The organism is Micromonospora sp. NPDC047762, assembly GCF_043204655.1.
GTDB lineage: Bacteria > Actinomycetota > Actinomycetes > Mycobacteriales > Micromonosporaceae > Micromonospora.
In genome coordinates this window covers 881,708-898,254 of record NZ_JBIDCQ010000001.1, presented here as the reverse complement: position 1 = coordinate 898,254, position 16,547 = coordinate 881,708, and the positions used below count along the sequence as shown (strand labels likewise).

Sequence of the window (16,547 nt, the reverse complement as noted above, 5' to 3'; positions counted from 1 at the left end):
TCGGGCTGTCCCCTTCGCTGGGACACCGCGGTATCTGTGAACCCGAGTCGATCACGCCGACCCGACGCGACCCGTCAGCTGGCCAGCGCGATCACGCCGCGCAGGTCGCGGACGATTCCGGTGATCTCGCCGGTCTCCGGATACCAGCGCGCCAGGGCGGCCGGTTCCAGTCGGAGCAGCACCGCGCCCCTGTTGTCCCAGCCCAGCACCTCGCAGCAGCCCTTGCCGCGCTCCCGGCCCAGGTCGAGCAGGTGGAGCACGGCGCCGGTACGCGCGTCCAGCACCGCCGCTCCCTCGGCGCCACTGATCTCGCCGCTGGTGATCCAGGCTGCCCGGGCCAGTCGCTCGCCGTGCAGCCAGCCCCGGCCGTAGAACTCGTTGACCTGGTAGGGCGACGGCAACGCCGAGGCGTTGATCGGCTGTTCGGAGCGAAGTTCACCCTCCCGGGCGGTCCGGCTGCGGAGCTTCAGGCTGGTCCCCTCGCCGTACATGTCGATCAACGGGGCCTCGCGGCCGGCGGCCGGGTCGGGCGCGATCAACTCCCAGGTCGAGACGTCGATCGCGCTGGCCGCCCCGGTGGCGCGGTCCACCGCGTACGTCCGGTCGTCGCCCCCGACCAGCACCCGGTCGTGCGCCCACACCACCTGCTCCAGGTAGCCGTCGAGCGGTATCCGGCGGACGGCCGCCGTGGTGAGATCGATCATGATCAGCTCTTTGGTCTGCGCGAACGCGGCCGACCGGCCGTCCGGCGACAGCACTCCCGGCTTGAGGGCCGCTGCCTCGTTGCCGCTCGCGTCCCGGGTGGGTGCCAGCGGCACCACGTCGAGGCTGCGCACCACGCCGTCGTTGCCGAGCACCCGGACCGGGCCGTCCTCGCGACCCTCCTCGTCAAGCGGCTGGAACAGTGCCAGTGCCCGCTGGACCGGTCGCTCAGAGAGCGGCACCGTCGCCGGGGCACCGAGCTTCGCCAACGGATCGGGCGGGTAGGTCAGCTCGGCGGGCGGTTTCTGCACCGGACCACCGTGGGTGGGATCGGCGGTCGGGGTCACCGTCGGGCCGACCGGTGGAACCGGCGCCGGATCGGCGGGCGGTCGCAGCGCCGCAACAGTGCCACCGCCGAGAAGGAGCACGGCCAGCGCGACAACTCCGACGGCCCGCCGGTTACGCCGGGTACGCCGAGCCCGCTCCCATCCGGCGGCGGCCGGCTGGCTGGGGAGCACGTCCTCGACGCTGACGGTCAGCAGTTGGCGCAGTTCCTGCTCGTTCACGGGTTCACCTCCAAGCCGCTCGCCAGATCGGCCGAGCCCTGGCTCGGTCGGGCATCGCGGGCGAGGTCCGGGGCGACCTCGCGGAGTCGGCGCAGCGCCGCGTGGCACTGGCTCTTCACGGTGCCGACGGTCACCCCGAGCGCCTCGGCGGTGGCGACCTCGGTCAGGTCCTCGTAGTAGCGCAACACCAGCACGGCCCGCTGCCGTGGTGGCAGCAGGCCCAGCGCGTCGTGCATCGTCAGCCGTAACGCGCCGTCACGGTCGTGGGCCACCTGGTCCGGCGGTGCGGCGCTGAGCCATTCCCGCCGTCGGCGACGCCACCACGACACCGAGTCGCGGTAGAGGATGGCCCGCACGTACGCGGAGGGGTCGCCGTTGCGGACCGAGGACCAGCGCAGCGCCAGCTTCAGCAGCGCGTCCTGGAGGAGGTCCTCGGCCTGATGCTGGTTGCCGCAGATCAGGTAGGCCGCGCGGAGCAGCCGGTGCTGGTGGTTCTCCACGAAGGCGAGGTAGCCGTCGCGTCCGTCGTCCTTCGGCGGCGCCATCCGCCCCCCTCCCGGCCGTCGCGCTGTACGCGTCAACTGGCAGACGCACGGGAGGTGGGAAAAGGTTGGGTCAGCCCGGTGGCGTTCCGGTCAGATAGCGCTGGAGCGTCGGCGCGATCCAGGAGACCAGGTCGTCCGGCGTGGTGTCCACCATGGGCGGCAGGTGGACGATGTACCGGGTGAAGGCGAGGCCGAGGATCTGACTGGCCACCAGGCCGGCCCGTCGGGCGGTCAGCGCCGGGTCGCCGCCGAACGTGGCCACGGCGGCGGTGAGCTGGTCGGCGAAGATGCCGCGCATGCGTTCGGCCGCGCCGGGGTTGGTGCTGGCGGCCCGCAGCAGCGCCACCAGGGTCTCGTCGCCCTCCCAGCGGGCGAGGAAGTGCCGGACCAGCACCTCACCGAGTCGGGCGGGTGGCACCGAGGTCAGGTCGGGCAGGCGTAGGTCGAACTCGGCCGCCGCCGCGAACAGCCCCTCCTTGCTGCCGTAGTAGCGCATCACCATCGAGGGGTCGATCTGGGCGTCCGCGGCGATGGCTCGGATCGTGGCGCGCTCGTAGCCGTCCGCCGCGAACCGTTCCCGGGCCGCTCGCAGGATCGCCGCCCTGGTGGTGTCGGAGCGTCGGGGCGGGGTCGACTGGGCGGACTGGGTCATGCCAACGACCGTAGGCCAACAAGTGTTGACACGCAATTAGGCGGGCCCTAGCGTTGCCAACAAGTGTTTGCCAACAAGTGTTGGCAACGGTCTTCTGGAGGTGGCCATGCTGCCCACGAGCACCGACGTCCTGGTGGTGGGCGCGGGCCCCACCGGTCTCGCCACCGCGTTGACGCTGGCAAGGCGCGGCGTCGAGGTGACAGTGCTGGACCGGTTGGCCGCGCCGCCGACGACCTCCCGCGCCGCCGTCGTGCACGCGTACACCCTGGAGGTGCTGGACCGGATCGACGCCGCGGCGCCGCTGATCGCCCAGGCGGTGCGGACGCCGCGCTTCACGGTGCGCGACCGGGACCGGGTGCTGCTGTCGGTGCCGTTCCACGAGTTGCCGTCCCGCTTCCCCTACGCGCTGCTGGTCTCCCAGGCGGTCACCGAGGCCGTGCTCAGCGAGAAGTTGGCTGAACGCGGTGTCCAGGTACGACGGCCGTGCCAGCTCACCGGGCTGAGCCGCGCCGGTGACGGCATGCTCGCGCAGGTCGACGGGGCGGCGCTGCGGGCCCGGTTCGTGGTCGGCGCGGACGGCCTGCACAGCACCGTCCGACAGTTGGCCGGCATCGGCTTCACCGGCAGCAGCGACGAGGAGTCCTTCGTGCTCGCCGACGTGCGGGTGCGCAGCGTGCTGCCCCGCGACGAGGCGGCGCTCTTCCTCGCCCGCCCCGGGCCGCTGGTCTGGGCGCCGCTGCCCGGCGGGGTGGTCCGGCTGGTCGCCGCCGTGGCGGACGCCCCGCCCGAACCGGACGCGACCTACCTCCAGGCGCTGCTCGACGAGCGCGGCCCGGCGCGACGACCCGACCGGGTGACCGAGGTGCTCTGGGGCTCCCGGTTCCGGGTGCACCACCGGATCGCCGACACCTTCCGAGTCGGACCGGTGCTGCTGGCCGGCGACGCCGGGCACGTGCACAGCCCGGCCGGCGGGCAGGGCATGAACCTCGGGATCTGCGACGCGGTGGCACTCGGCACCGCGGTGGCGGACGTGCTCGACGGTGGCCCGGAGACGCTGCTCGACGACTACACCGCCCGGCAGCGGCCGATGGCCGAGGACGTGCTGAGCTTCGCCGCCGGGCTGACCAGGATGGCCGGTGTATCCCCGGCTCGTCGGCCCGCCCGGGACGTGCTGCTCCGGCTGCTCGGTGCCGTTCCACCGGCCCGCCGACGCATCGCGCTGCGCCTGTCCGGGCTGTCGCACCGGGAGCGGACGCCGGGCTAAGCCGCGCCGCTCGACACGGCGGACACGGCGGACACGGCCGGTCGCAGTGTCCGCCACGCGGCGACGGTGACCAGCGCGAACGTCGCCGCCGCAGCACCCGCCACCGGCGCCGTGCCGTACGACGCGGCGGCCAGCCCGGCGAGCGCCGCCCCGAGCGGTGCGGTGAGCAGACCAACCATCCGCTGGGCCGCACCGACCCGGCCCAGCAGTTCACTCGGCACCTGCCGCTGCCCGTACGACGCCCACAGGCTGTTCCACACCACTGTGCCGGCGGCGAACACGGCCAGCGCGATCCCGCCCGACACCGGATGCCGAGCCAGCGCGAAGCCGGTCAGCGCCACGGTCTCCACGGCCAGCACCGCCCGCAGCGCCGGCACCGTGCCGAGTCGGGCGGCGAGCCGTCCCGCCCCGAGCGCCCCCGCCACGCCCCCGACGATGGCTGCGGCGGCGAACAGCCCGTACCCGGCCGGTGGCACCCGGAGCACGTCCAGCGCGTAGAGCACCAGCACCGCCATGATTCCGCTGATCGCCAGGTTGCTCGCGGCGGTGAGCACTGTGACCCGCCACAGGGTCCGGTGCGCCACCAACCACCGCAGCCCCTCGACGATCTCGCACCACACCGAGCCGCGCCGCCGTGCCGTTCCCGGGGTGCTGGCGGGAGGTGCACCGAGGGCCAGCACGAGCAGGGCCGCCGCCGCGAAGGTGACGGCGTCGACTGCGAACGGAAGTGCCGGGGCGGCGGCGAACAGGACACCGGCGGCGGGCGCCCCGAGGAAGCCACCGGCCACCGCCGACCCCGCCTGGAGGCGACCGTTCGCCCGGGGCAGCGCGTCCGGTGGCACCAGCGCGGGGAGCAGCGCGAACGACGCGGAGTCGAAGAGAGTGCCAAACGTGGCGAGCAGAAACGCCGCCACCAGCAGCACCAGCACGCTGACCCGGTCGAGCGCGACCACCACGGCCAGCGCCGCCACCACTGCCGCGCGTACCCCGTCGACCACCGCCATCGTCCGACGGCGGTCCCAGCGGTCCGCGTACACGCCGCCGAGCAGGCCGAAGAGCAGCGGCGGCAACTGCCCGGCCACGGTGACCGCCGCGATGATCCGCGGATCACGGGTCACGGTCGCGGCCAGCAGGGCCAGCGCCGGGGCACGCAGCGCGTCCCCGAACCGGGATGAGACGGCCGCGGACCACAGGAGTTGGAAGTCCCGGCCCAGAGCGGAGGAAGTCATGCCGGCGACCGTGCCGGTTCGACCGGGTCGAGGGTCAAGCCGCCGGGCAGCGAGGGGACCGCGCCGGTCGGTGATCATGGGTACGGTGAGCGCCGGTATCGGGACGGGGAGACAACAGGCGTGGATCACACTTTCCAGGTCGACCTACGTGGCGTGGTTGACCTGCTCAGTCATCACCTCTACGGCAGCCCGCGGGTCTACGTCCGTGAGCTGCTCCAGAACGCGGTGGACGCGATCACCGCCCGCCGCAGGACCGAACCGGACGCCCCGGCGCTGGTACGCATCGAACCTCCGGACAGCACCGGCGACGGCACCCTGCGGGTGCACGACACCGGCATCGGCCTGACCGAGGCGCAGGTGCACGAGCTGCTGGCCACCATCGGCCGCAGCTCGAAGCGCGACGAGCTCGGCTTCTCCCGGCACGAGTTCCTCGGCCAGTTCGGCATCGGTCTGCTCTCCTGCTTCCTGGTGGCCGACGAGATCCAGGTGCTCACCCGGCACCGCGACGAGCCCACGGTTCGCTGGACCGGGTACGCCGACGGCCGCTACGCGGTGACGGTGGCCCCGCCGGAGGCCGCTCGCGCCGAGCCGGGCACCACCGTCACGCTGGTGCCCCGCCGCGACGCGGACCAGTGGTTCACCACCGCGACCGTCACCGACCTGGCCCGGCTCTTCGGCGCGCTGCTGCCGGTCACCGTCCGCGTCGGCGACGTCGTCACCACCGCCGGGGATCCGCCCTGGCCGACCACGCCGGGTGCGCCGCTGGACCGCGCGGCGCTGATCCGGTACGCCCGGGAGACGCTCGGCGTGGACCCGTTCGACGTCCTGCCGCTGGCCGTGCCGGAGGCCGGGCTGACCGGTGTCGCCGTCATCCTGCCGACGCCGGTGAACCCGGCGGCCCGGGCCGGGCACCGCGTCTACCTCAAGCGGATGCTGCTCACCGAGAACGCCGACGGGCTGCTGCCGGAGTGGGCGTTCTTCGCGCACTGCGTGGTGGACGCGACCGAGCTGCGCCCGACCGCCAGCCGGGAGGCCCTCTACGAGGACACCCTGCTGACGGCGACCCGGGAGGCACTCGGCGACCAGGTGCGCGGCTGGCTGGTCCGGTTGGCCCGGCACGACCCGCACCGGCTGGCCGAGTTTCTCCAGGTGCACCACCTCGGCGTGAAGGCCCTGGCGCTGCACGACGACGAGATGCTCCGCCTGGTCGACCGGTGGTGGCCCATGGACACCAACGTCGGCACGCTCACCCTCGCCGAGTTCCGGGAGCGCTACGGAGTGGTCCGTTACGCGGCCAGCCTGGACGAGTTCCGTCAGCTGGCCGCTGTCGCCGCCGCGCAGGACCTGGCGGTGGTCAACGCCGGCTACACGTACGACACCGAGCTGATCGAGCGGCTGCCGGTGGTGGACCGCTCGGTGCTCATCGAGCGGCTGGAGCCGAGTGACCTCACCACCCGGTTCGACGCGCTCGACCCGCAGGTGGAGTTGGCGTTGCGACAGTTCCTCGCGGCGGCGCAGCGGGCCGTCGAGCGTTCCGGCTGCGAGGTGGTCATCCGGGCGTACGACCCGGTTTCCCTGCCCGCGCTCTACCTGGTCAGCCGGTCGGCGGCGTTCAACGACCAGCTCGCGGCCAGCCGGGACCGGGCCGACGAGCTGTGGGGTGGAGTGCTCGACGCGCTCGCCGCCACCGCCCCGCCGGACCGTCCGCAGTTGGTGCTCAACCACCGCAACCCGCTGGTCCGACGGGTGACCATGCTGAGCGACCCGGAGCTGGTCGGTCTGGCCATCGAGGCGCTGTACGGGCAGGCGCTGCTGCTCGGCCACCATCCGATCCGCGCCGCCGACGCGGCGTTGCTGAACGATTCCTTCCTCGGCCTGCTCGGCCGGGCTGTCCCGGGACGGGAGTGAGCATGAGCGACGAGGATCTGTGGCGGGTGCTTCGCGGCATCGCCGACATGCCGTACGGGGCGGGGCAGATCGCCGCCCTGGAGCAGTTGCTGCGCCGGGTGGATGCCGCCGACGACCGGCACCTCGCATTCGTCACCCGGATGCAGGCCACCACCGGCTACATCTACGGCGGTGAGCCGGCCAAGTCCTTCGTGACCTTCTCCTGGTGCCTGTCCGAGTTCGACAGCGACCCGCAGCCGTACCACCAGGGGCACCTGCACAACCTGCTCTGGCACTTCAAGTACATGATCAACGGCCTGCTGAACTTTCCGGAGGTGCCGCTCGACCGCACGTACGCCGTGCTGGACGACATGGAACGCCGCTACCGGGCCGGCGGGCACAGCCTGCAGGCCGTGCACAAGCACCGGTTCCGGGTCGCCGACCACGTGGGTGACGTCGAGGCCGCGGCGCACTGGTACCGCCTCTGGCAGACCACCCCGCGCGACGCCCTGTCCGACTGCGCCGGTTGTGACCCCACGAGCCAGGTGGGCTACCTCGCCGACACCGGGCGGGACGTCGAGGCGGTGGAGCTGGCCGAGCCGGTGCTCGCCGGCCGGCTCAACTGCAACGAGCAGCCGCAGTCGATCCTCACCGCGCTGCTCCTGCCGTACCTGCGGACCGGGCGGGTCGAGGAGGCGCGGGACGCGCACCGGGAGGCGTACCGCCGGCAGCGCGGCAACCTCGCCAACCTGTGGGACATCGCGGACCACGTCGAGTTCTGCACGCTGACCGGCAACGAGGCGCGAGCGATCGAGCTGGTTGAGCGGCACCTGGACTGGCTGGACCGGCCGCCGTCGCCGGCCGCCGCCATGCACTTCGCGGCGGCGGCCGCCGCCGCGCTGCGTCAGGCCGGCCCGTCGGCCGTGTACCGCCGGGCCGCCGAGGGCCGGCCGGCCGCCGAGGTGTCGGCGGCCTCGTTGGCGGACGAGCTGGCTGAAACCGCTGCCGGTCTGGCCGCCCGCTTCGACGCCCGTAACGGCACGAGCCACCAGTCGGAGTGGATCGCCAGTCGGCTGGCCGTGCAGGCGAGCGGCGAGCATGTGCCGCTGTCCGCGAGCGTCCGCCGCCGTCCAACCCGACCGGTCGGGGACGAGCCGGCCGGCGCGCCGGGGACACCAGCGTCGTCCACGGACCGGGCCCGGCGGGTGCGAACCGGCAGGGCTGAACCACAGGTCGTGACAGTGCCCGCAGACGCCGGCCCGGACGATCTGCTGGACCTCGCGGAGCAGAGCTGGGGCCGGCACGACCGGGGCACCTTCCGGGCGGCGCTGGTTGCCTTCGACGACCGGTTCGGCTCCGCCGAGCTGCCCGCCCGCACGTCCGCGCACCGCCTGGCCCTGCGCGCGTCGGAGCGTGGCGACGAGGACGACATCGAGGGTGCGATCACGCTGAATCGGGCGGCGTTGGAGCTGTACCGGGAGGCGGGCGAAGAGGTGGCGGCCCAGACAGTCGCCGGGCGGCTCGGCGTGCTGTTGACCCGGTCCGACGAGGACACCGAGGAGGGCCTGCTGCTGGCCCGGGAGGCGGCCGACGTCCTGGACCGGCTCGGCGACGCCCAGCAGCGGGCGGCCGGACACGACCGGGTGGCGTTGGCGCTGCTGCACCGCGAACGTTGGGCGGAAGCGCTCGCCGCGCTCGACCGGGTACCGGCCGACGCGGGCGGCGATCGGCACCTGACCGCCCGGATCGCCCTGCACCGGGGGCACCTGCTGGAGCAGTTGGACCGCGTCGACGAGGCCCGTACCGCTGTCGACGAGGCACGCCGGATCGGCCGGGAGTTGGGTGTCGGCGAGGTGGTCACCGGTGCCTGCCTGGCGTACGCGCGGCTGGTCGACGATCCGGCGGACGCCGTGGCCGCCTGCGACGAGGCGTTGGAGGCGGCACCGGCGGACGCGGAGCTGCCGGTCCGGGTCGCCCGCGCCCGAGCGTTGCTGGCGGCCGGCCAGGCTGCGGACGCGGTCGACGACTTCGTCGAGGCGGTGACGCTGTGCGTGGAGCGAGGCGCCGAGGGGGACGCGTTCCTGCGGTGGGAGCTGGCGAACGCGTACCGGATCGTGGGCCGGCTCGCCGAGGCCGCCGAGGTCGCCGAGGAGGCCGTGCTCGGTCTGGACCGGTTGGGCGCTCAGGCGGAGGCCGACCGCTGCCGGCACCTGCTGGCCGGCGTCTACGCCGGACTTGGTGAGATCGATCCCGCGTTGGCGCTGTTGGAACAGTTGGCCGGCAATCTGGACGGACCGGACAACCTTCCGCACCGGGCGCAGGTTCTGGAGGAGGCCGGGGGGATCCTCTACGACGCAGACCGGGACGCGGCGGCGGCCGAGCGGTTCGCCGCTGCGGCCGAGGCGTACCGGCTCGGTGACCTGCCGCTGGACGAGCTGCGTGCCCGGCGACGGGAGACGTACGCCTGGTTCTGGGCCGACGACCGGGACGCGGCGTTGCGCACCGTCGAGGTGGTGGACGCGTTGGCGGCGAAGCTGGCCGGGCAGACCGAACCGCCGGTGCTGTACGAGCTGGCACTGGCGGCCGAGGCCGGAGCGCGGGTGCTCACCGGTGAGGACCGCCCGGACGAGGCCCTGGACCGGCTCACCGGGGTGCCGGACCGGTTGCGCTCGATCGAGGCGTTCGGCGAGGCCGCCCAGGTGGAGGCCCTGATCGGTGAGTTGCTGCTGCGCCTGGACCGGCCGGCCGAGGCGGAGCCGCTGCTGCGCCGCGTACTCGGCGGGTTGCCGGCCGCCTCGCGGCAGGTCCGCCAGACGGCCTGGCTGCTGGCTCGGGTGTTGGATCTGCTCGATCGGCCCACGGAAGCCGCGGCGCTGCGCGCGGAACACGACCTGGACGAGGGCGATTGACCTCGCCGGCCGCCCCTGGCCAGGTCAGGGGCGGCCCGGTCCGGGACGGACGGGACTGACCGGCAACCATCGCGGGCGCCTCGCGGTCTAGGCTTGTCCGGTGACGGTGGAGCAGCAGGCACGGGGTGCGGCGGGCGCGGGCCGGCGCAGGTCCCGCAAGGACGAGATCCTGGAGATCGCGGTAGGTCTGTTCGCGGCGCGTGGCTATCACGGCGTCTCGATGGACGACATCGGCGCGGCCGCCGGGGTCACCGGTCCGGCGCTCTACCACCACTTCGCCGGCAAGGAAGCCATGCTGGCCGCCGCGCTGATTCCCGTCAGTGAGGGGTTGCTGGCCGGTGGGCGGGAACGCGCCGTCGGGCGCTCGGACGACCCGCGCGGCGTCCTGGAGTCGCTGATCGACTTCCACGTCGAGTTCGCGCTGGCCAACCCGGCCGTGATCGCGTTGCACCTGCACGAGCTGGACCGCCTGCCCGAGGAGCCGCGGCGGCGGATCCGTCGCCTGCAACGGCTCTACGTCGAGGAGTGGGTGACAGTGCTCACCGCGCTGCACCCGGGGATGCCCGACGGTGAGGCCCGGGTGCTCGCGCACGCCGCGTTCGGCCTGATGAACTCGACGCCGTTCCTCGGTGGTGAGGTGGACCGGCGACGCCGCGCGGAGCTGCTGCGCGGGGCGACACTGGCCGCGCTGCTCGCCTGAGCCGACTCGTCAGAACCGTGCCGGTCATGATTCCCTGACATCGTCCCACCATCCGGACGCCGGGAGGAAACATGATCGAGTCACTGCTGGTCGCCAATCGGGGCGAGATCGCCCGCCGGATCATCCGGACCGCCAAGCGGCTCGGCATCCGCGTGATCGCGGTGCACTCGGAGGCCGACGCCGACCTGCCGTTCGTCGCGGAGGCGGACGAGGCGGTCCTCATCGGCCCACCGAACCCGGCGCAGAGCTACCGCAACACCGAGGCGATCCTCGCCGCCGCCAAGTCAACGGGCGCGCAGGCGATCCACCCCGGGTACGGCTTCCTGTCGGAGAACGCCGAGTTCGCCCGTACCGTCGAGGCGAGCGGCCTGATCTGGGTCGGACCCGACGCGGACGCGATCACCGCGATGGGCGACAAGATCAACGCCCGGAACCTGATGGCGGCGGCCGGTGTTCCGGTCGCGCCGGGCACCACCGACCCGGCCGCCGACCTGGACGCTGCGGTGACGGCCGCAGCCGAGATGGGCTACCCGGTGATGGTCAAGGCCGCCGCCGGCGGTGGCGGCATGGGCATGGGCGTGGCGGTGGACGAGGCCGCGCTACGCACCGAGTACGACAAGGTGCGCGCGTTCGCCGAGCGGATGTTCGGCGACGGCTCGGTGTTGATCGAGCGGTACTTTCCCCGGGTACGGCACGTCGAGGTGCAGATCCTCGGCCTGGCCGACGGCCGGGTGGTGGCGCTCGGCGAGCGGGAGTGCTCGGTGCAGCGGCGCAACCAGAAGTTGGTCGAGGAGTCCCCGTCGCCGGCTGTCTCGCCGGAGCTGCGATCCCGGCTCCTGGCGGCGGCGGTGCGGGCCGGCGAGGCGGTCGGATACCGCAACGCCGGCACCGTGGAGTGCCTGTTCGACCCGGCCACCGGCGAGTTCTTCTTCTTGGAGATGAACACGCGGTTGCAGGTGGAGCACCCGGTGACCGAGTACGTGTACGGCATCGACCTGGTCGAGGAGCAGTTGCGGGTGGCCTCCGGGTTGGCGCCGACGTTCGACCCGGACGCGTTGACCCCGAGTGGGCACGCCATCGAGATGCGGATCAACGCGGAGGACCCGAAGCGCTTCCTGCCCGGCCCGGGTGTGATCAGGACGTGGGTGGAGCCGACGGGTGAGGGTGTCCGGGTGGACTCCGGCTACATCGAGGGCAACACGGTCACCCCGTTCTACGACAGCCTGCTGGCCAAGCTGATCGTCAGCGGCGCGACCCGCGACGAGGTGCTCGATCGCGCGAAGGCAGCCGTCGCGGCGTTCCAGATCGAGGGTCCGAAGAACAACGTCCCCTTCTTCACCGAGTTGCTGGACAACGAGGAGTTCCGCTCCGGCGCCTACGACACGGGCATCGTCTCCCGCATGCGCTGACCCCCCGCCCCCACTCCCCGGTGATCAAGAGGTCTGCGTCAGGTTCCGCGCCGCGGGTGACGCAAACCTCTTGATCAACAGCCGGGGGTGGCATGCTGGGAGGACCCCCTAGGCACTGCTTTCGTCACAGTGAGGTGACCCCTTATGGCGGACCTGCCAGATTTCGTCTCGATCCGCGAGGTCGGGCCGCGCGACGGGTTGCAGAACGAGGACCCGATCCCGACCGACGCCAAGGTGCGACTGCTCGATGCCCTCTCCGGCACTGGCGTACGCCGAATCGAGGCGGTGTCGTTCGTGCACCCGAGAGCGATCCCGCAGATGGCCGACGCCGACGAGGTGTGGCAGCGGGCGGTGAAGGCCGACGGGGTGCGGTACTCCGCGCTGGTGCCGAACACCCGGGGCGCCCAGCGGGCCCTCGCCGCCGGATTCACCGAGATCGAGGTGGTGGTTTCGGCCAGTGACACGCACAACCGGCGCAACGTCAACCGGTCCACTGACGAGTCGCTGGACGACATCGCCGAGCTGATCGACCTGCTGCACGGCGCGTCGGCGCGGGTCGAGGTGATCGTGGCGACCAGCTTCGGCTGCCCGTACGAGGGGGACATCGACCCGCAGCGGGTGGCCGGGATCGTGGACCGGGTCGTCCGCGACGGCGCGGACCGGGTCGCGTTCGGCGACACCACCGGCATGGGTACCCCACGTCGGGTCCGCGAGCTGCTGACCGCGGTACGCGACCGCAACGCGCACGTGCCGGTCCTGCTGCACTTCCACAACACCCGGGGTACGGCGCTGGCCAATCTGCTGACCGCGCTGGAGCTGGGGGTGACCGAGTTCGACGCCAGCGTCGGTGGCCTCGGTGGCTGCCCGTACGCGCCGGGGGCGAGCGGCAACCTGGCCACCGAGGAGGCCGTGCACATGCTGCACGACATGGGCATCGACACCGGCATCGACCTGCCGGCGCTCATCGAGGTGGCGGAGTTGGCCGAGGAGTTGCTCGGCAAGAAGCTGCCGTCGGGTGTGCTGCGGGCCGGTCCGCGTACCCGGCTGACGCCGCTGCCGAGTTGAGGACGCGACGAAGGGGCCGACGCACGCGCCGGCCCCTTCGTTTTTTCGCGGGTTCGGTCAGTTCACCGTGGTGAGCGCGCTCGGCCAGCTGTCGCGGAAGATGTCCGCGCTGCGGTCGGTGGCGCTGAACGTGCCGGCGAAGAGGTTGCTGACCCGGTTCGCCTCGGCGCTGCTCGGGTACGGGTTGGTGCAGCTGGTGCCGGCGCTGCCGCCGGACATCAGCAGCGAGCAGTTCCCGTTGTAGTTGTCCGGCAGACCGAGGATGTGCCCGATCTCGTGGGTCATGATCCGCAGCACGCTGTACTGGGCGGCCTGCTGGGTGTCGATGTAGACCCGGCCGTTGCCGAGGCTGGTCCGCTGGGCGTACGAGCCGCCGCCGGTGATCTGGTAGATGCGCAGGTTCGAGCCGCAGTTGGCGGAGAGCGTGAGGTTGACTGTGGCGTTGTTCCAGATCGAGGCGGCCTGGTTGGCCGTGCCGGCGTAGCTGCCCGCCTGGCTGGTGTTGTAGCAGATCGTCATGGCGGCGGACGCGGGCGACGGGTTGGCGACCGTGACGCCGAGGGTGGCGAGTGTCGTCGCGAGCACCGCGACGGCGAGCCGATTGAGTCGTGAGGTCATCGCTGACTCCAATCTGAGAGGGGTGCCAGGAGCCTAGCGATATGTATTCACGTTTTTCAATGTCTTGCTCTCGGCTCAACTGTCTGGTTCGCTCGTAGGTCGCCGACAGTCGCGCCGATGCGCTAGCCTAACGATCGTTCAGGTCAGTATGGCGGAGGAGTCGGCGTGACGCTCGACGGTGAGGCACTGGAGCAACTGCGCAAGCGGGCCCGGTCCGGCGGCGCGGACAAGTACCACGCGGCCAACGCGGCCAAGGGCAAGCTCTTCGCCCGTGAACGGGTAGCGCTCCTGGTCGACGAGGGCTCGTTCGTCGAGGACGGCCTCTACGCCAACACGATGGCCGAAGGGCTGCCCGCCGACGGCGTGGTGACCGGCACCGCCACCATCGACGGCCGACAGGTCTGCCTGATGGCCAACGACTCCACGGTCAAGGCCGGCAGCTGGGGCGCCCGCACCGTCGAGAAGATCATCAGGATCATCGAGCGGGCGTACGGCGCCGGCGTGCCGATGGTCTACCTGGTCGACTCGGCCGGCGCCCGGATCACCGACCAGGTCGATCTCTTTCCCGGTCGCCGTGGCGCCGGCAAGATCTTCTGGAACCAGGTTCGTGCCTCCGGCTCGATCCCACAGGTCTGCGCGCTGTTCGGCCCGAGCGCCGCCGGTGGTGCGTACATTCCAGCATTCTGCGACGTGGTGGCGCTGGTCGACGGCAACGCCAGCATGTACCTCGGCTCCGACCGGATGGTCGAGATGGTCACCGGCGAGAAGACCACACTGGAGGCGATGGGCGGGGCGAAGGTGCACACCGCCGAATCCGGCGTGGGGCACTTCCTCTGCAAGACCGAGGCCGACGCGCTCGACGTCGTGAAGACCTACCTGTCGTACCTGCCGGCGAACTGGACGCAGGCGCCGCCGACCGCACCGGCGGTCGCCGCGCCCGCGAAGGCCGACCTGGCCGCCTTGGTGCCGGCCAGTGAGCGGCAGGCGTTCGACATGCGGCGGTACGTCAAGGGCCTGCTCGACGAGGGGTCGTTCTTCGAGATCCAGGCGCTCTGGGCCAAGGAGCTGACCATCGGCTTCGGCCGCCTCGACGGCCAGGTCGTCGGTGTGATCGGCAACAACTCGATGTTCAAGGGCGGCGTGCTCTTCGTCGACTCGGCCGACAAGGCCACCCGGTTCGTGCAGCTCTGCGACGCGTTCAACGTGCCGCTGCTGTTCCTCAGCGACGTGCCCGGCTTCATGGTCGGCAGCGCGGTGGAGAAGCAGGGCATCATCCGGCACGGCGCCAAGATGATCACCGCGATCTCCGAGGCGACAGTTCCGAAGATCTGCGTGGTGGTCCGCAAGGCGTACGGCGCCGGTCTCTACGCGATGGCCGGGCCCGGGTTCGAGCCGGACGCCACGATCGCGCTGCCGACCGCGAAGATCGCCGTGATGGGTGCCGAGGCCGCCGTGAACGCGGTCTACGCCAACAAGATCGCCGCCATTGCCGACGAGGACGAGCGGGCGGCCTTCGTCGCCGCCAAGCGGGCCGAGTACGAGCAGGACATCGACGTCGTCCGGTTGGCCAGCGAGCTGGTGGTGGACGCCATCGTCGAGCCGCAGGACCTGCGCACCGAGCTGGTCCGTCGATTCGCGGCGGCGCGTACCAAGGATCGGCACTTCTCCCGCCGTCGGCACGGCGTCACCCCGGTCTGACCATCGACTCAGGCCCGCACAGCGACCCGCCCCCGGCGTCACGAGCGCCGGGGCGGGCCGTCCTTACAGGAGGATGAGATGGACTTCCGGCTCACCGACGAACAAGCGGCGCTGCGTGAGAGCGTGCGGGAATTCGCCCGCGAGGTGATCGCTCCGGTCATCGCCGAGCACTACGAGCAGCACACCTTCCCGTACGAGGTGATCCGGCAGATGGGCAAGATGGGCCTGTTCGGTCTGCCCTTCGCCGAGGAACACGGCGGCATGGGCGGCGACTACTTCGCGCTCTGCCTGGCCCTGGAGGAGCTGGCCCGGGTCGACTCCAGCGTGGCCATCACCCTGGAGGCGGCGGTCTCGCTGGGCGCGATGCCGATCTACCGCTTCGGCACCGAGGAGCAGAAGGCGACCTGGCTGCCCCGACTGCTCAGCGGCGAGGCGCTGGCCGGCTTCGGTCTCACCGAGCCCGGCACCGGCTCGGACGCCGCCGGCACGCAGACCCGGGCGGTGCTGGACGGCGACGAGTGGGTGATCAACGGGTCGAAGGCGTTCATCACCAACTCGGGTACCGACATCACCGCCATGGTCACCGTCACCGCGGTGACCGGCACGAACCCGGACGGCTCCAAGGAGCTGTCGACGATCATCGTCCCCACCGGAACGCCCGGGTTCGCCGTCGCGCCCGGCTACTCCAAGGTGGGCTGGACCGCCTCGGACACCCACGAGCTGACCTTCGACGACTGCCGGGTGCCGGCCGCCAACCTGCTCGGCGCCCGGGGTCGGGGTTTCGCGCAGTTCCTGCGGATCCTCGACGAGGGCCGGATCGCGATCGCCGCGCTCGCCGTCGGCCTCGCGCAAGGCTGTGTCGACGAGTCGATCAAGTATGCGAAGGAGCGGCACGCCTTCGGTCAGCCGATCGGCGCCAACCAGGCCATCCAGTTCAAGATCGCCGACATGGAGCTGAAGGCGCACACCGCTCGCCTCGCGTACTACGACGCCGCCGCACGGATGCTGGCCGGCGAGCCGTTCAAGCGGCAGGCCGCCATCGCCAAACTGCACGCCAGCACGATCGCCGTGGACAACGCCCGGGAGGCCACCCAGATCCACGGCGGGTACGGCTTCATGAACGAGTACCCGGTGGCCCGGTTCTGGCGGGACTCCAAGATCCTGGAGATCGGCGAGGGCACCAGCGAGGTGCAGCGGATGATCATCGCTCGGGATCTGGGTCTTTGAGCGGCCAGGCCGAGCTGATCGGCCGCTCGTCCCGGACGGGCTGTCCGTACGGCTGTCGGGTTTCGGCGAGCGGACG

Annotated in this window: 13 protein-coding genes; 8 read left to right on the top strand and 5 right to left on the bottom strand. The window is 72.0% G+C overall.

From position 1 onward, the window contains the following. Positions 1–74: 74 nt before the first annotated feature. From ACGF3C_RS04390 to ACGF3C_RS04380, 3 genes are all read right to left on the bottom strand, one after another. Positions 75–1,268 carry a hypothetical protein gene (locus ACGF3C_RS04390; RefSeq protein ID WP_393218639.1) on the bottom strand — a complete coding sequence of 398 codons (1,194 nt, stop codon included), beginning with the start codon at positions 1,266–1,268 and terminating at the stop codon, positions 75–77. Continuing rightward, positions 1,265–1,813 (bottom strand): SigE family RNA polymerase sigma factor, encoded by a 549-nt coding sequence (locus ACGF3C_RS04385; RefSeq protein ID WP_357260229.1) that lies wholly within the window; start codon positions 1,811–1,813, stop codon positions 1,265–1,267. Before ACGF3C_RS04385 ends, ACGF3C_RS04390 begins: the two co-directional genes overlap by 4 nt. A 70-nt stretch (positions 1,814–1,883) precedes the next feature. Then, complete coding sequence (locus ACGF3C_RS04380) at positions 1,884–2,465, bottom strand: TetR family transcriptional regulator (protein WP_393218635.1); 582 nt, start codon at positions 2,463–2,465, stop codon at positions 1,884–1,886. 106 nt (positions 2,466–2,571) lie between these two features. On the opposite strand from ACGF3C_RS04380, the gene ACGF3C_RS04375 reads away from it, so the two are divergent. Further along, positions 2,572–3,729 (top strand): FAD-dependent oxidoreductase, encoded by a 1,158-nt coding sequence (locus ACGF3C_RS04375; RefSeq protein WP_393218632.1) that lies wholly within the window; start codon positions 2,572–2,574, stop codon positions 3,727–3,729. Here the strand turns inward: ACGF3C_RS04375 and ACGF3C_RS04370 are convergent. Continuing rightward, positions 3,726–4,958: an MFS transporter gene (locus ACGF3C_RS04370; RefSeq protein WP_393218629.1), complete on the bottom strand. Its 1,233-nt coding sequence runs from the start codon at positions 4,956–4,958 to the stop codon at positions 3,726–3,728. The two genes, ACGF3C_RS04375 and ACGF3C_RS04370, sit on opposite strands and share 4 nt — an antisense overlap. Before the next feature lie 120 nt (positions 4,959–5,078). Between ACGF3C_RS04370 and ACGF3C_RS04365 the strand changes: the two genes are divergently transcribed. From ACGF3C_RS04365 to ACGF3C_RS04345, 5 genes are all read left to right on the top strand, one after another. Then, a complete protein-coding gene (locus ACGF3C_RS04365) occupies positions 5,079–6,866 on the top strand; it encodes an HSP90 family protein (RefSeq protein WP_393218626.1) in 1,788 nt (595 codons plus the stop codon). A gap of 2 nt (positions 6,867–6,868) precedes the next feature. Beyond that, positions 6,869–9,754 (top strand): tetratricopeptide repeat protein, encoded by a 2,886-nt coding sequence (locus ACGF3C_RS04360; protein ID WP_357222318.1) that lies wholly within the window; start codon positions 6,869–6,871, stop codon positions 9,752–9,754. 100 nt (positions 9,755–9,854) lie between these two features. Continuing rightward, positions 9,855–10,454 (top strand): TetR/AcrR family transcriptional regulator, encoded by a 600-nt coding sequence (locus tag ACGF3C_RS04355; protein ID WP_238669677.1) that lies wholly within the window; start codon positions 9,855–9,857, stop codon positions 10,452–10,454. 71 nt (positions 10,455–10,525) lie between these two features. Further along, positions 10,526–11,863, top strand: a complete 1,338-nt coding sequence (locus ACGF3C_RS04350; RefSeq protein ID WP_393218622.1) for an acetyl/propionyl/methylcrotonyl-CoA carboxylase subunit alpha — start codon at positions 10,526–10,528, stop codon at positions 11,861–11,863. A 144-nt stretch (positions 11,864–12,007) separates the two neighbouring features. Next, complete coding sequence (locus ACGF3C_RS04345; protein ID WP_357222314.1) at positions 12,008–12,928, top strand: hydroxymethylglutaryl-CoA lyase; 921 nt, start codon at positions 12,008–12,010, stop codon at positions 12,926–12,928. 57 nt (positions 12,929–12,985) lie between these two features. Here ACGF3C_RS04345 and ACGF3C_RS04340 read toward each other — a convergent pair whose 3' ends face one another. Next, positions 12,986–13,546: a snapalysin family zinc-dependent metalloprotease gene (locus ACGF3C_RS04340; protein WP_357222312.1), complete on the bottom strand. Its 561-nt coding sequence runs from the start codon at positions 13,544–13,546 to the stop codon at positions 12,986–12,988. A gap of 165 nt (positions 13,547–13,711) precedes the next feature. Between ACGF3C_RS04340 and ACGF3C_RS04335 the strand changes: the two genes are divergently transcribed. Both ACGF3C_RS04335 and ACGF3C_RS04330 read left to right on the top strand, forming a co-directional pair. After that, positions 13,712–15,244 carry an acyl-CoA carboxylase subunit beta gene (locus tag ACGF3C_RS04335; protein WP_393218618.1) on the top strand — a complete coding sequence of 511 codons (1,533 nt, stop codon included), beginning with the start codon at positions 13,712–13,714 and terminating at the stop codon, positions 15,242–15,244. A gap of 78 nt (positions 15,245–15,322) precedes the next feature. Continuing rightward, positions 15,323–16,471, top strand: coding sequence for an acyl-CoA dehydrogenase family protein (locus tag ACGF3C_RS04330; RefSeq protein WP_238669691.1), 1,149 nt, complete (start codon positions 15,323–15,325; stop codon positions 16,469–16,471). Positions 16,472–16,547 lie beyond the last annotated feature (76 nt).

Coding starts and splice junctions, on each gene's coding strand:
- ACGF3C_RS04385 (WP_357260229.1), bottom strand. CDS start 1,813: ATGGCGCCGCCGAAGGACGACGGACGCGACGGCTACCTCGCCTTCGTG.
- ACGF3C_RS04380 (WP_393218635.1), bottom strand. CDS start 2,465: ATGACCCAGTCCGCCCAGTCGACCCCGCCCCGACGCTCCGACACCACC.
- ACGF3C_RS04375 (WP_393218632.1), top strand. CDS start 2,572: ATGCTGCCCACGAGCACCGACGTCCTGGTGGTGGGCGCGGGCCCCACC.
- ACGF3C_RS04370 (WP_393218629.1), bottom strand. CDS start 4,958: ATGACTTCCTCCGCTCTGGGCCGGGACTTCCAACTCCTGTGGTCCGCG.
- ACGF3C_RS04360 (WP_357222318.1), top strand. CDS start 6,869: ATGAGCGACGAGGATCTGTGGCGGGTGCTTCGCGGCATCGCCGACATG.
- ACGF3C_RS04350 (WP_393218622.1), top strand. CDS start 10,526: ATGATCGAGTCACTGCTGGTCGCCAATCGGGGCGAGATCGCCCGCCGG.
- ACGF3C_RS04345 (WP_357222314.1), top strand. CDS start 12,008: ATGGCGGACCTGCCAGATTTCGTCTCGATCCGCGAGGTCGGGCCGCGC.
- ACGF3C_RS04340 (WP_357222312.1), bottom strand. CDS start 13,546: ATGACCTCACGACTCAATCGGCTCGCCGTCGCGGTGCTCGCGACGACA.
- ACGF3C_RS04330 (WP_238669691.1), top strand. CDS start 15,323: ATGGACTTCCGGCTCACCGACGAACAAGCGGCGCTGCGTGAGAGCGTG.